General features: G+C 42.5%; 13 protein-coding genes. All 13 read right to left on the reverse strand.

Features of this window, described 5'->3' with window-relative positions; genetic code table 11:
* Positions 1-259: 259 nt before the first annotated feature.
* The 13 genes from H8Z82_RS03010 to H8Z82_RS03070 all read right to left on the reverse strand — a co-directional run bounded on the left by H8Z82_RS03010 (position 260) and on the right by H8Z82_RS03070 (position 14,972).
* On the reverse strand, positions 260-586 hold the full coding sequence (locus H8Z82_RS03010; RefSeq protein ID WP_243176381.1) for an HAD family hydrolase: 327 nt from the start codon (positions 584-586) through the stop codon (positions 260-262).
* Positions 587-777: 191 nt separating this feature from the next.
* Positions 778-1,371, reverse strand: coding sequence for an acetyltransferase (locus H8Z82_RS03015; protein WP_207724610.1), 594 nt, complete (start codon positions 1,369-1,371; stop codon positions 778-780).
* Positions 1,365-2,003 carry a sugar transferase gene (locus H8Z82_RS03020; RefSeq protein ID WP_186994192.1) on the reverse strand — a complete coding sequence of 213 codons (639 nt, stop codon included), beginning with the start codon at positions 2,001-2,003 and terminating at the stop codon, positions 1,365-1,367. The genes H8Z82_RS03015 and H8Z82_RS03020 overlap by 7 nt, the downstream gene beginning before the upstream one ends.
* Positions 2,004-2,029: 26 nt before the next feature.
* Positions 2,030-3,313, reverse strand: coding sequence for a DegT/DnrJ/EryC1/StrS family aminotransferase (locus tag H8Z82_RS03025; RefSeq protein ID WP_186994193.1), 1,284 nt, complete (start codon positions 3,311-3,313; stop codon positions 2,030-2,032).
* Between the two features lie 69 nt (positions 3,314-3,382).
* The gene (locus H8Z82_RS03030; RefSeq protein WP_243176382.1) at positions 3,383-5,353 is read right to left on the reverse strand and encodes a polysaccharide biosynthesis protein; all 1,971 of its coding nucleotides are present in this window, start codon (positions 5,351-5,353) and stop codon (positions 3,383-3,385) included.
* A 187-nt stretch (positions 5,354-5,540) separates the two neighbouring features.
* Positions 5,541-6,158, reverse strand: a complete 618-nt coding sequence (gene loaP / locus H8Z82_RS03035) for an antiterminator LoaP (protein WP_243176383.1) — start codon at positions 6,156-6,158, stop codon at positions 5,541-5,543.
* Positions 6,159-6,336: 178 nt separating this feature from the next.
* Complete coding sequence (locus H8Z82_RS03040) at positions 6,337-7,059, reverse strand: hypothetical protein (RefSeq protein WP_186994195.1); 723 nt, start codon at positions 7,057-7,059, stop codon at positions 6,337-6,339.
* Positions 7,034-8,440 carry an AAA family ATPase gene (locus H8Z82_RS03045; RefSeq protein WP_186994196.1) on the reverse strand — a complete coding sequence of 469 codons (1,407 nt, stop codon included), beginning with the start codon at positions 8,438-8,440 and terminating at the stop codon, positions 7,034-7,036. Before H8Z82_RS03045 ends, H8Z82_RS03040 begins: the two co-directional genes overlap by 26 nt.
* Before the next feature lie 169 nt (positions 8,441-8,609).
* Complete coding sequence (gene glmS / locus H8Z82_RS03050) at positions 8,610-10,451, reverse strand: glutamine--fructose-6-phosphate transaminase (isomerizing) (RefSeq protein ID WP_186994197.1); 1,842 nt, start codon at positions 10,449-10,451, stop codon at positions 8,610-8,612.
* 229 nt (positions 10,452-10,680) lie between these two features.
* A complete protein-coding gene (locus tag H8Z82_RS03055) occupies positions 10,681-11,793 on the reverse strand; it encodes an ABC transporter ATP-binding protein (protein ID WP_186994198.1) in 1,113 nt (370 codons plus the stop codon).
* Between the two features lie 4 nt (positions 11,794-11,797).
* Positions 11,798-12,817 carry a FecCD family ABC transporter permease gene (locus H8Z82_RS03060; RefSeq protein ID WP_186994199.1) on the reverse strand — a complete coding sequence of 340 codons (1,020 nt, stop codon included), beginning with the start codon at positions 12,815-12,817 and terminating at the stop codon, positions 11,798-11,800.
* 19 nt (positions 12,818-12,836) lie between these two features.
* Complete coding sequence (locus H8Z82_RS03065) at positions 12,837-13,985, reverse strand: ABC transporter substrate-binding protein (protein WP_186994200.1); 1,149 nt, start codon at positions 13,983-13,985, stop codon at positions 12,837-12,839.
* 42 nt (positions 13,986-14,027) lie between these two features.
* Complete coding sequence (locus H8Z82_RS03070; protein WP_186994201.1) at positions 14,028-14,972, reverse strand: hypothetical protein; 945 nt, start codon at positions 14,970-14,972, stop codon at positions 14,028-14,030.
* Positions 14,973-15,243 lie beyond the last annotated feature (271 nt).

Here is a 15,243-nt window from a genome sequence, read left to right on the forward strand (position 1 = left end):
TGCTTTATCAGTTTCTAACAACCTTGTTTCTTGCCTTTTTCTTCTTTCGACAGGTGATATCACATATAGTTTATGACCATGCTTTGCAAACTCACGCAAAAGATCAGTATAAATATTATGTTCTTCTATTGAACCAAAATCTAACAATGTGAGAAACAAAACATTCATAACAGTATTCTCCTAAAACTTTATTTCTGAAATTTTATTAATTTCATCTAACTGTTTAAAATTAGAATTAGAATATAATCCTTTTTTGTTCTTAAAATATAATCATCTCATTCCTAGTTGTCTTGGTGCCAAAAAAATCCTTATTAGGATTTTCTCCAACATAAACAAGTTGCTCGAAGGGAGTTCTCCAACGATTCTGCATAATACGGAACGCTATATCATTTGGTTTACGAAATTGAGTTCCACCTAACTCATCTGTAATAATAATGTCATCAACCAAATCATCTAAGCCTAATGCAATAATTTTATTATGCTGTCCTTCTGGTCTTCCATCAGTAATAATTCCAACTTTAATGCCCTTCTTTTTTAGGTTTAGAATTAAATTTCTGACGCCATCATACAATTCTATTTCTGGCATTTGCTCTATATAAGCTTTCTTGTATATTTCTCCAATTTCTTCTAAATAGCAATCTATAGCAGGCTTTCCACATTCAAAAAAATGCCATAATCTTTGTACCGCATCACTTTTTCCTAAATATTCGCTAAGGTAACAACTTATTATCTTTAGCCTGGTGGGATTCTACCCTCCCCCATATTTTTTCACTCTACTCATTTTTTCTCCGCAGGAACTCCTATATAAATTCCTATATTTTTAATATTTTTTATAACTACAGCACCTGCACCTATCATACAATCAGCACAAATATTAATATTATTACTAATAGTTGCACCTGCACCTATCCAAGTGCCATTACCAATCGAACAAGTTCCCGCCACATGAGCGCCCACTGAAACATGAATAAAATTGCCCAAGTTACAGTCATGATCTATAGATGCACCTGTATTAATAATGCATCCCCTTCCAATATGTACATCAGAATTAATAACTGTACCAGCCATCACAACAGTTCCTTCACCAATCTCAACGCGTCTACTTATAACTGCATCTGGATGTATTAATGAAACTGTTTTAACCTTATGCATCATCCTTTCACGAATCTTAGCATCTCCGATTGCAATAATCTTATCACCACTAATTCTACTAGCATCTGATGTTTTTCCAACAACTTTAAATCCAGCACATTCCTTTATGCTTTCATTATCATCTAGAAAAACAATTTCTTCATATCCGTTTCTAACTGCAATATCTGCTATAACTTTTCCGTGACCACTTGCGCCAATTATTACAAGCCTTTTCACCATGGAGCCCTCCATGTACATTCTGCTTCTTTCGGTGTCCCCATAAACTCTTCCATAGTTGCAGAAGTCTCTGAACTAATCCCTTCATGTTTCAATACAGATTTGAGCGTATCAATAATTATCATAATATCGCCTACAAAAGTAATATGTGTCGTATACCACACATCCATCGCAAACTTGTCTTCCCAAGACACTGCATTTCTTCCATGGGCCTGCGCATATCCAGTAAGTCCTGGCCTTACGTCATGCCGATGGCGCTGTTCTTCATTGTATCTGTCAAGATATCTCACAAGCAACGGGCGTGGACCAATGATTGCCATATCACCTTTCAAAATATTAATAAGTTCTGGCAATTCGTCTAATGAAGATGCACGTAAAAACTTGCCATATTTATTCAACCGAAATTCGTCAGGAAGAAGATTTCCGTCTTTATCTTTTTTATTGCTCATTGTCCTAAATTTAATTAATTTAAAAATCTTTTCATCTTTTCCAGGGCGTTCCTGTGTAAAGAATGGGTTTCCGCTCATAAACACAGTCCCCAATATTATAAGTACCAAAAGAACTGGTGAAAGAACAATCAGCGCGCATAAACTTAAAATAAAGTCAATCCCTCGTTTAAAATATTTTGCGTACACTTTTGATGCTCCATTTTTTATTTAGTTTATTCAAAGCAAGCACGAATCACAGAAATAATCTCATTCTGCTGCTCTTCTGTCATCTTATTATCACTTGGTAAGCAGACGCCTCTCTGGAAAATATCAGCCCCTACATCCATAACAGTTCCGGTAATATACGCATTTGTTTTGGCTCTCATGGAGCCAACTCTTCCAATGCACTCATGCATTCTGTACATTGGCTGCATATGCATTGGTTTCCAGATAGGTCTTCCTTCAGCATTAATACTGCTAATTGCCTCTAATATTTCAGTAGGGCAGCTTTTACCCTTTTCAGGAATATAGAGTACGTCGCATTCCCCTCTTACCTGTTTGCACATATAGTATGGATTGATGGTAAATGCAGATAACCAATAATTTGGTTCACACCCCTCTACGATAGGATTCATTTCAATTGGAAGGTCTTTTAACCCTTTTGTATATCTCTCATAAATAACTTTTTTCTGAGAGATATGCTCTTCCAAATAGTTATACTGTCCTCGAATTACACCTGCAATTACATTAGACATGCGATAGTTATATCCAACCTCTTCATGCTGGTACCATGTGGCATTTTCTCTTGCTTGTGTACTCCACTTGCGCGCTTTATTAGCAACTTCCAGATCATTTGTCAGTAAACAACCTCCTGAGCTTCCTGTAATAATTTTGTTTCCGTTGTAGCTTACTGCAGCGTAGTCTCCAAAGGATCCGCACTGTTGCCCATCCCAGGTTGCTCCCATGGCTTCAGCGGCATCCTCAATAAGAAGTGCTCCATGTTTCTCACAGATTTCTTTAATTTTTTTGATATCTCCTGAAAATCCATATAACTCTGCTGCCACTACCAGCTTTACTTCTGGATACATTTCGAAAGCTTTTTCCAATGCAACAGGGTCCATATTCCAGGAATCTCGTTCTGTATCTATGAATACAGGGATTCCTCCCTCATATACAACTGGATTCAGTGTCGCATCAAAAGTCATATCACTGCAGAAAACTCTTTTTCCTTCCACAGCACCATGACCAATGGCGGGTTTTCCATACAATTTTTCTCCCGCAAATTTTACGCAAAGATGAAGTGCTGCTGTACAGCAGGATAAAGCTACTGCATATTTCACACCTGCTTTTTCAGCTGCAATTTTCTCTATTTCGTTAATATTTTCTCCAACCGTGGACATCCAGTTTGTGTCATATGCTTCCTGTACATATTTCATTTCTGCACCATTATGCATAGTTGGTGATGCAAGCCATACTTTATTTTTAAATGGTTCAAAGTCTTTTTTTCTGCTAAACATTTTTCCGCCTTTTTGATTTCCTCTTTAATTTTGTTCTATATATCAGATACCAGAATTTCTTTGTTATATTTATTGTGCCGGATGATAAGTATTAACTACTTCCTGCACTTTGTCTCTGACATCCTCCCGATTCTTATAAGCCACCTCCATCAACCCATCCAGCTGTCTAAGAAACGTATCCACATCAAACGGTATTGGACATCCGATATGTATCAAATCATTCTCTGTCTTCTTCAGCCCTTCTTCCGCCATCAGCTTCTCCTCAAACAATTTCTCCCCAGGCCTCAATCCTGTATAGGTCAACTTAATATCCACATCCGGTGTAAACCCAGACAGTCTGATCATATTCCGAGCCAATGTATCAATCTTTACAGGTTCACCCATATCCAACACAAAGATCTCTCCACCCTTAGCATAAGTTCCCGCAAGAAGCACTAAACTCACTGCCTCCGGAATGGTCATGAAGTATCGGATGATGTCCGGATGGGTGACGGTCACCGGGCCGCCTGCTTCTATCTGTTTTTTAAAGAGGGGGATGACCGAGCCGTTGCTTCCCAGTACATTACCGAAGCGTACTGCCACAAATTCTGTCTGGGTGGTTTTTAATGCCTCTACGATTTCCGGTGAGGTGATGACCTCCTTCATTCCGTGTGTGAACAGCTGTGGGATTTCGTAGGCTTTTCCTGCTTTTATCTTGGCGTCAAAGGCCTGGATAACCATTTCGCACAGTCGCTTGGAGGCTCCCATGATGTTGGTGGGGTTTACTGCTTTGTCTGTGCTGATCAGTACGAAGCGCTTGCAGCCATGGGCCATTGCGGCGTAGGCTGTTTTGTAGGTTCCCATGGCGTTGTTTTTGATGGATTCGCAGGGGCTGTCTTCCATTAATGGCACATGCTTGTGTGCTGCTGCATGGTATACGATTTCCGGTCTGTATTTCTCAAAGACCTGAAACATTTTTCTGCTGTCGCGGACAGAGCCGATCAGGGTGTCTAGTTTTAATTCCGGATATTTTTTCTTAAGTTCCAGCTGAATGTCATAGGCGTTGTTTTCATAGACATCAAATAGGATCAGATGCTTGGGCTGGTGGGAGGCAATCTGTCTGGCTAATTCGGATCCGATGGAGCCTACTCCGGTGATGAGGACTACTTTGCCTCTGATATAATCGAATACCTCTTCCATATCAGGACGGATGGGATCTCTCCCCAGCAGGTCTTCGATCTGGACGGTTTTCATCTTGCTGACGGTTACTTCACCAGTATAGAGCTGGTACATTCCGGGCAGGTTCAGTAATTCGCAGGAGGTCTCATTGCAGACCCGGAGAATGTCGCGTTTATCCTCTGGAGCTGCGCTTGGGATGGCTACATATATTTTTGTGATCCCCAATTTGTCTACTGCCTCCAGGATCCGGTCTCTGCCACCGAATACGGGAACATTGTCTATGTATCTGCCCCATTTGTTGGGATTGTCATCAATAAAGCAGGCTACTTTTTCGTTGGTTTCCCGGGCGCTTTTAATATCCCGGAAGATCATCTGGCCTGCTGCCCCTGCTCCTATGAGCATTACTTTCTTCTCATTTATTCCTTTGTTTGTTCTTCCTCTCAGAAGCAGGACAAAGCGATAGGAAAAACGGATTCCCAGGGTCAGGCAGAACTGAATGGAAATGCCGATCAGGTAGTAGGAAACTGGCATCCTCCCTACACAGGTTGCCATTCCTGTGATGTAAACAGCTCCGGTGAGCAGGGTTGCTGCTACTACTCTCAGCAACTCTGAATAGCTGGCAAAGCGCCAGATGCTTTTGTATAGGCGCAGAAACCAGAACACAACAACGCAGAATAGTCCATAGATTAGGATGCTTTTGCCATAGGCCTGTAAATATCTTGCTTCTATTCTGCTGAATTTGCAGTCAAACCGTATCCATAGGGCCAGACAATAGGATAATGCTACTGCCGTAAAATCATAAAGCATCAATAATAGTGTAACTACCTGCCAGTGTTCTAGTTTCCTGGTCTTGTTTTTCATACGTGTATCTTTCTCCTTCATAGTAATTTCACTTTTATATGCAGTTTCGAATAACTATAGCTATACGATATGAAAGTATTAACGAAACTACAAATAAAAATTTTTCTCTTTCTTACGTCTTTCCTTCCTCCCCGCTTATGCGGAATATTTGTTGCCTGAATTGTCTGTTCTCTGAATTTATTGCATGACAAAAGGCACCCCCGCAGGATTAAATTTCCTGCAGGCATGCCTCTGTGTTTTTCTCTTTATTTTTTTCAATAATCTCCAGCCCTACCTTCATATCCACCGTCCTCCCGAACATATCCAGTGACAGCACTGCGATCCGCTTGTGTCTGTCAATTTTCCGGATGGCTCCTTCCATTCCCTGGAGGGGGCCGCTTATGATATGTACCTGGTCACCTTCGATGATTCCCTGGGAGAGTCGTACCAGCTGTTCTTTGTCTCCGCCCATGCGGATGAGCAGCTCCACTTCCTGATCTGTAAGTGGGACGATGGTCTCTCCTGTGCCGATAATTCGGGTCATGCCTATGACATGTTTCAGGTTTTCCATAAGGGGTTCCAGATTTTCGGCAATTAAAAAGACATATCCGGGAAAGAGGATTCTTTCCTGAATATGCCATTGGCCTTGAAATCGTTTTTTCTGTTGATAGTAGGGGATAAAACAGCGCTCTAGAATGCGTCTGTCTATGGTCCGCTGACATTGACAGCGGATGTTTTCTTCGGTGCCTGTGCGCACCTGCATCACATACCACATAAACAGTTTTCCTCCATTTTGGGTATGCTTCGCCATTTCGTCTGCCAGAGGGCAGGCGAATCTTTTGTTCAAGATATGTCCATCCATACCTTTAAACGCGGCAAAGCGACGATTTAAAGAACATAGATTTCAGGATATGGACAGGAATCTTTTCAAAACGATTCCTGTCATTTCATGTTGTATTATAATCATATTTGTATGATAATGCAACCTTTTGTGGGAAATTTGTGAACTTTTGTAGAAATTCTTCTTAAATATTTATAGTTACAGTAGCAGAATATACACTCTCGCTGCTTTTTTCTAAAATGATAACCATCAGAGGATATGGTTTTTCATTGATAATCAGCATTTTGTCTGCAAAGTTTCGGATTTTTTCTATTTCACCTATGTAAGGTTTTAATATTGTCTGCATTTTCAGTTTGACCAGAGGTGGTAATTCTATGGAAGAGTCCTTGAAAATGGATTCAAGAAAATCTGCTACAGCCAGAAATTTTTTACACTCAAAATTTTTTGTAGCAATAGCAACCTCTTCCTGTTCCCGGAAACCATCATCCAGATAATACAACATAAAGCTTTTTTTATGTAATAATGCAGCATGTATTTGTTCAATAAAATCTCTGATTTCTTTAATTGCAGTAAGTGCAGCGCTTTCCTTTGTCAGATCATCACTAAAGGATGAAATATTGGATTTAACATCAAAAACCAGAGATTTTATTTCTTTTCGTTTATCGTCTACAACACAGGCAAGAACATCTGCTTTTTTACATCCTTGTTTGTTTATACAGGGATTTTTGTATTCGTTTGCATATATTCCATATTGAGATTCCTGCAGCTGATAATTAAGGTTAACTACCTCTTTTCCATTGGCATGGATTTCTTCAAATGGAACTGTCATGGATTCTGGTATTTTATAAAGTGTACTCTTTTGTAGTTTTCCTTCTTTATAATCACTCAGTGCAACGTTCATGCTCATTATTAATGATCTCCTGGATTTGAGTAGCTTCATTGTATAGTTTCAATGCGGAATCTGTAAATAGATCAAACTGATATCCAAGTTTATCATTAAAAGGTACTTCTCTTACAACACTTTTGCCATTTTCTTTATTTACAAATTCATATACGCATAGATTATCTGCACATACCAAATCAGATTCCTCCAGATGTAGTTTCTTCAGTGCAGCTTTATCACCGGTTCTCTTTGTATATTCTGCCATGAGGCATAGATTGTTGAGCTTTGATACAAAAGTATCACTATGAGTGCTGATAATAAATTCAAATTTCAGGTTATATAATCTGTTCAGGAAACGTACTAACTCCATTTGTTTTTCAGGATGGAGGCTTGATTCTATTTCATCTATGATCAGTCGTCTGAACCGGTCTCTGGAAGAAGTAATGGCCAGGTACAGCGGAGCTATCTCATTGATCATTGACGAAGCAAGGTACATGGGAACATTTATTTTACTGTCTTTTACAGAATAAACCATATTTCCTTGTTCATTGATACTGATATGCCCTTCAATAATATTGTTCTCATAAAAATGCAGATCATTTTTTAAATATTCTACAAGTTTTGAGCTGTTAAGATCTGGAGGTGTAACTGTTTGAAGAAACCGCAGGAACTTGTACACAGGCTTTGTTAATCCTAAAATACGAGGTTGCTGCTCCTCTGCTACTCCATCAATAAACTGTACGGATATAGAGTCATCTGTTTTATGGGCAAAAAACTCTCTGTATAACAGCATTAGACCAGTTCTGGATGCTGGCATGAAAAGACTTTTGCATGTCAGCAGGTGAAGTAATGCTTCTTCGATATAATAATTGCTGCTGCTTTTATTTCCAATTAATGCCCATATAATCTTTTCTTTTTCCTGCATTTTTTTTAATATTATAACATGTCTATCTTTAGGAACTTTAAAAATGTTTTTAAGGAAATCATTATCCGGATGTTTTGTTCCTACTTCCATCCCTTCAAAATATTGTATAATCTGATATTTTTCGTCTGGGTCAACTTCAATCCGAAGATATATTCGATCAACTGGTATATTTTGCCCTAAGGTATCTATAATAATGCTTTCTTTTATTCTGTCCAGCCTTAAATTAATCCGTTCTGTTAAAGTATCTAGGCTATCTTGAGTAAGAGTATAGATATTACAGTTTGAATCTTGTTCTTCTTTTAAAAACTGCAAATCATTTTCATGGATAATAGTCTCCATTTTTTCATTGATGCCTTCAGCAAGCTGCATCAGGAAGGTTTTTCCACTATTATTAGGGCCTACCAGTAATGTATACTGGTTGATGCAGATTTCAGCATATTCAATTTTGGCAAAATTTTCTACGCCCATATATATACGCATATAATAAGTCTCCCTCATACATCCAAACATTTATTTTTATTATCTATCATTTTACCAGATATTTTATAAAAAATACAGCAAATCTAGCATAATATCATTCAAAAAAATAGAGAGTAATCATCTTATGATTTTTACTCTCTATCTGTTAATCAAGAAATATAAGTCTGAATTACTCCACAGTCACACTCTTAGCCAGGTTTCTTGGCTTGTCTACATCCAGGCCTTTGGCTACGCTGACGTAGTAGCCCAGGAGCTGTAAAGGAATCACTGCCAGTGAGGTGGCGAAGTGTTCGTCTGTTTTGGGGATGTATACGGTGAAGTCTGCGGTGTCTTCGATGTTGTAGTGGCCGAAGGTGGTCAGGCCCATAAGGTAGGCACCGCGGCTTTTGCATTCTACCATGTTGGAGATGGTTTTTTCATACAGGTGGTTCTGGGTCAAGATGCCGATTACCAGGGTTCCCTCCTCAATGAGGGAGATGGTTCCGTGCTTCAGCTCTCCTGCTGCATAGGCCTCTGTATGTACATAGCTGACTTCCTTCATTTTCAGACTGCCTTCCATACTGATGGCATAGTCAATGCCTCGGCCGATGAAAAAGGCATCCTTTGCATTAGCCTGTTTGGCTGCAAACCACTGGATCCGCTCTCTGTCATCCTCCAGGATCTTGCTGATTTTGTCCGGGATGGTCTGTAATTCTGTGATCAGTTCCTGATATTTTTCCTCGTCAAGCTCTCCTCTTACCTTACCGAACTGGATAGCCAGTGCGTAGGCTGCAATCAGCTGGGTGCTGTAGGCCTTGGTGGTGGCTACGGAGATTTCCGGGCCTGCCAGAGTGTAGAATACGTTATCTGCCTCTCTGGCGATGGAGGAACCTACTACGTTGACAATTCCCAGGGTGCGCAGACCGTGTTTTTTGGATTCGCGAAGTGCTGCCAGGCTGTCTGCAGTTTCTCCGGACTGGCTGACAATGATCACCAGGCCGTTAGGGTCCAGAATGGGATTTCTGTAGCGGAATTCGGATGCCAGCTCTACACGTACCGGGATTCTGGCCAGGTCTTCGATTACATACTGAGCTGCCATTCCCACATGATAGGCAGAACCACAGGCTACAATATAAATCTGGCTGATCTTCTGGATATCCTCATCTGTAAGGCCCACCTCTGACAGATCGATAGCTCCGTCTTTTAATACGGAGTTCAGGGTATCCCGGACTGCCTTGGGCTGTTCGTGGATCTCCTTCATCATGAAATGCTCAAAGCCTGCCTTTTCTGCTGCCTCTGCATCCCACTCAATGGTCTTTTTTTCCTTTTGGATCTCATCTCCGTCCAGATTGTAGAAGGTGATGTTACCTTTCTGTACACGGGCCATTTCCATGTTTCCGATATAATATACGTTTCTGGTGTATTTCAGGATGGCCGGCACATCGGAGGCGATGTAGGAGGCTCCCTCCTCCACACCCAGGATCATAGGGCTGTCCTTACGTGCCACATAGATTTCCCCAGGATAGTCCCTGAACATAATAGCCAGTGCGTAGGAGCCGCGGATGCGGACCATAGCGTGGTTGATGGCATCTACCGGTGTGCCCAGATATTTTTTGTAATAATAGTCTACCAGCTTGACTGCTACCTCTGTGTCTGTAGAGGAATAGAACTCATAGCCCTTGCGAATAAGCTTATCCTTCAGCTCCTGGTAGTTCTCGATGATTCCGTTGTGGACAGCTACTACATTGCCATCATCACTCATATGGGGATGGGCGTTGATCTCAGAGGGTTCTCCGTGGGTGGCCCATCTGGTATGTCCGATTCCACAGGTACCGGGTACGGATTCTCCATCGTTGGTTTTCTCTGCCAGAACCTTCAGTCTGCCCTTTGCTTTGATGATTTCTGTATTTTTGTCGCCGTCACGGACTGCTATTCCTGCTGAGTCATAGCCTCTGTACTCCAGTCTGGAGAGACCATGGAGCAGAATTGGCGCTGCCTGACTGTTACCTGTATATCCTACAATTCCACACATTTTTTATTCCTCCCTGTCTAAATTGGAGCGTGTTTGTAAAATCATTCCCACAAATTGTGACGCACATCTTGTGGAAAGCATTTTTCAAACATACTCTAGTCGAATTTATCTCGTTATTCGTATTCTAATTCTACACCGGATCAGATATTTACGATTTGTCCGATGGAAATATCGGAATTTATTCTATCACGTTGAAGTACAAATAGCAAGAAAAAAGCTCCGGAGTCCTTCAGGATTCCCGGAGCTTACCTGTTTCTTTGGCTTTTGCAAGCAGTTTTTTGTTCTTTTCATTCATTGTTCCGAAGTCTGTAAGTGGACAGAGTACTGCCTCACATTCTCCCATGATCTGCAGGGCCTTTTCAAAGTTTTCATCAGAAATGATCTCAAAAGGATTCTCTGCCACTACGGTTCCTGCCAATGCGCTGGCTACCTGATAGTCTGCATCGTTAGTATGAAGTACTCCTGCTGCAAATGGGATTCCTAGACGCTGCAGTCTGCGGTATACGGGGATGCCGCTGCCATTTCCTCCAATGACAAATACCTGTGGTTTACCTGTAGGTGGTTCCATTTCCACACAGCCGAAGGAGGCATTGTAGCTTCCCTTAGTGATTCCGTAGAGTCTGCGGATATATTCGGAAGTGAAAATTTCTTCAGGTGTACCGTATTTTTCTATATATTCTCCGTGTACACAGATCACTTTGTCGGAGATTTTCTGAGCCAGATCCAGTTCATGGAGGGACATGATCACAGTAAGCTGGTTTTCCAGTACCATTTTTTTCAGGATGGTGAGAAGCTCCAGCTTGTGGCGGATGTCCAGGAAGGAAGTGGGTTCATCCAGTACAATGATCTCCGGCTCCTGGCAGATTGCCCTGGCCAGAAGGATCCTCTGACGCTGGCCGTCGCTGATGGCTGTGAAATCCCTGTCCTTCAGATCCCAGGCATGGACGGTCTCCATAGCTGCTCTGACCTTCTCTTTATCTGAGGCAGAAAGAATTCCCAGAGTGCCTGTATAAGGATAACGTCCGGTTGCAACAATATCCTCGCAGGTCATAAGCTCCGGCCGCATGCGTTCCGTGAGAACTACAGCCAGCTTTCTGGATACTTCTTTGTTGGACATGCGGGCCATTTGCTGCTGTTCCAGATAGACAGTACCGCTGATGGTTGCCAGCTGTCTGGTAATACTTTTGAGGATAGTAGATTTGCCGGCACCGTTAGGACCTATGAGTGTAAGGATTTCCCCTTTGTTCAGCTGGATATTGATCTCTCTGATCAGAGGCTTGCCCTCATAGCCTACAGTAAGCTGGTCTGTATGAAAAAAATAGGATTTATTTGTATTTTCCATAGTCTTATATCCTCTTCTGTCTGTGAATCATAATGTAAATAACCACCGGTGCGCCGAACACTGCGGTTACGGAGCTGATGCTGAGCTCTGTAGGTGCAAATACTGTTCTGGCGATCAGGTCACAGAACAGGCAGAATACTGCACCGCCCATAAAGCATGCAGGGATCACTAACAACGGTTTGGCTGTTTTTAGCAGGCTTTTCACAATATGGGGTACTGCAATTCCCACAAAGGAAATAGGGCCTGCAAAAGCTGTGACACAGGCGGACAGCACACTGGATAAAAGGATCAGTCCAATGCGGAAAAGCTTGATATTTACTCCCATATTCTGGGCATAGACTTCCCCCAGCTGATAAGCGCTAATGGGCTTTGACATGAAAAATACGATGATCATGGCCAGGAGCACTACTGCCGCCATAACTTTCACATTTCCCCAGGACATACCGGAGAAGCTTCCCAGTGACCAGTTATGGAGATTGACAATATTGGAGTCATCTGCAAAGGTGACCACAAAATCCGTGATGGCAGAACAGATGTATCCGATCATAACACCGCTGATGACCAGCATGGACATATTGTGGACCTTTTTTGCCACCAGCAGGACAAAGCCCATGGAGATCATGGAGCCGATAAAGGCTGCAACGATCATGGATGCGGATCCCATGGAAATGCCTCTGCTAAGGAAAAAGATCATAAGCATTGCCACTACCAGCTTGGCTCCTGAGGAGATTCCCAGTACAAAGGGGCCGGCTATGGGGTTATTGAAAAAGGTCTGCAGGAGAAATCCAGATACGGACAGGGCTCCTCCCAGGATGATGACAGCCAGGATCCTGGGCAGACGGATTTCCCATATAATATTGTAAGCGGTATCTGTTCCCTGATGCCTGAATATAATATTCAGGATATCTCCCACTGACAGGGGGATGCTGCCGGCATTTACATTCCATATAAAAAGGATTACCAGCAGCACTGCCAGGATAATAAAGGCAAAGCCGTACCGGGCTGTGCGTTTTCTATCGTTCATAGGTTTCTTACTCCTGCAATTATTTAAGTTTATGTATATAGTTTAATTCATCCAGTGAATCATCCTCTGTGGTGAGAATGGTGTGAATGTCCTCGATCATGGTTCCCAGCCCTGTGGTTTCCTGGAAAAGGTTTTTGCCGGTACACCATACATTGCCATCTTTCACTGCTTTGAAGTCTGCCAGCAGCTCACTTTTTGCCAGCAGCTCACTGATAGAGGTCAGTTCTCCGTCAATGGTGCTGTTGTAGATAATATAATCTGCATCCTTTGCCTTGGCGTAAAATTCTTCCATCTGCATGTTCATAGTGGACAGGGCATTGTCACTTTCACCGGTATCAGGTACATAGGTGCCTCCGGCCAGATGGATCATCTCAGATACATAGTCATTGCTTTTGCGCACATTGACTGCACCTGTGGAGTTGATGTAAAAGAAGGCTACGGTTTTGCCTGTGTCCTTGTCATCGGAGGAGAGAACCTTGTCCAGCTTGTCCGTCTGCTCCCTGAAGGCTTTTTCTGCCACATCTTCCTTGCCCAGAAGCACTGCGTAAAGCTTCATCCATTCTGTTCTGCCCAGAGGGTGGGGCTCATAGCTGGAGCGCTCTACCATTACAGGGATGCCGAACTGTTCCAGCTTCTCCTGTACTTCCGGGTTGTGATGAATCATGGTGGACTCAATGGCCAGATCGCAGCCTTCGTTCAGGATCAGTTCGTAATCCGGGGCATTGTATTTGCCTGCGTAGATCATATGGCCGGCTTCCATGGCATCTTTGGCTTCCTGGATATACCAGCCATTTTCCTTGGTGCCTGAAAGACGAATATTGTCGATGCCGTCAATAGCCCGGAAAAGATCCATGGCTGAGGTTGCTACCAGATAAATATTATCCAGTGGCTGCTGCAGTACTGTAATGTTTTTGTCCAGTCCCTCAGGAGCTTCTTTGCCCTCGGGTACCAGCAGGTACTGTCCCTCATCCGCAATGGTGATCAGTGTATATCCGTCGTTATAATAGTCTACACTGAATTCCTGGGCATAGCTAAGTTCCATACTGTGGTCATAGGTCAGACCCGGGAGCTCTGCCGGGGCCTTGTCCTCTGCTGCAGCCTGTACGGTGAAGGTACAGGCACAGAGCAGGGTAATGGCTGTGAATAGGTATAGTAGATATTTTTTCATAATTATTCTGTATTTCTTGCTTTCGTTTATTTTTGATGATTTTTACTTTTCTGCTTCCTTTAATGTAGAGGAATCAAAGTTCAGGGTATAGTCGATCTCATGAGGGGTGCTCATGGCTGTGGTATCGGCAGTTACTGCCAGTTCTGTATCGAAAGCACTTACCGGGATCTCGAAGGTGGAATTGCCGTCCTTGTTTACAGGCTCGTATTTCTGGTCATCCACTATCATATAGTCATAGTTCGGGCTGCTCCATACGATGGTAGCTGTAGCCTTGTCGCCCTTGATGGTGATGGCTGCAGGAGAATCCACGGTGGCTCTGCCGGAACCGCCTGTGAGAGTTACCTCTGCAGTATAGTCTCCGTCCTCAACACCAAGATCTGCTATTTTCTTACCTGCATCCTCTTTTTTGGAATCCTCGGCATCGCTGCTTTCTGCAGAGTCATCCTTTACAGGATCTTTGACGCTGACCTTGTGATCATACCATTTTCCTTTTTCTCCAAGAATGGCAACGTCAAACTCCTCATCAATGGCAGGTACAGGGATATCGAAGCCGTATACTTCTTCTGTCGTTCCGTCACTGTATTTTACAGTATCTGTGGTAGGATCAAGGATTTCGGCTCCGTCTTTGGCAGCATCTTCTGCAGTTCCTGCAAAGAGGTTGACGATCTTTTTGGATACCAGGCTCACATGGATGGTCATTTTGCCGTCTTTTACAGTAAGGGTTCCCTTTTTGTCATTGGCCTCGTTTACATGGAACATGCTGCTGTCTGTATCAAACTCAGCTGTGTAAACCCCATCCTCCAGAGCTGCGGAGTCTGCAGTATCCTTAGCATCACTGTCCTTGGTATCTGCGTCTTTGGCATCTGCATTCTTGCTGTCCGCTGCTTCTGTGGTTTCTTTTGTTTCTGCCAGTACAGGGCTGGTACCGATTAAAGCGGCTGACATGGTCAGCGCAGATAAAAATAATACGAATGAACGTCTTTTCATAATAATGTCTTCCTTTCTGTTACCTGTCTGTTACATAAAATGTCTGGGTAAAATGTATGTTACTGTTCACTTCGTTCCCAGCAACACGCTTCGCGATGCACAGAATTTATGCTAATCGCATAAATTCGCGCGGTATGTCTCGGGTTTTCTGTGACCTTCGCTCACAAAAAACACCTCGCGGGATATTACCAGTGAACAGTAACGAAATGTATCTATTCCAGACTTAATATCTACATAATACATCTGCCCGGAAACTATTGCAAGTATCCGG

Source organism: Blautia difficilis (genome assembly GCF_014297245.1).
Lineage (GTDB): Bacteria > Bacillota > Clostridia > Lachnospirales > Lachnospiraceae > Blautia_A > Blautia_A difficilis.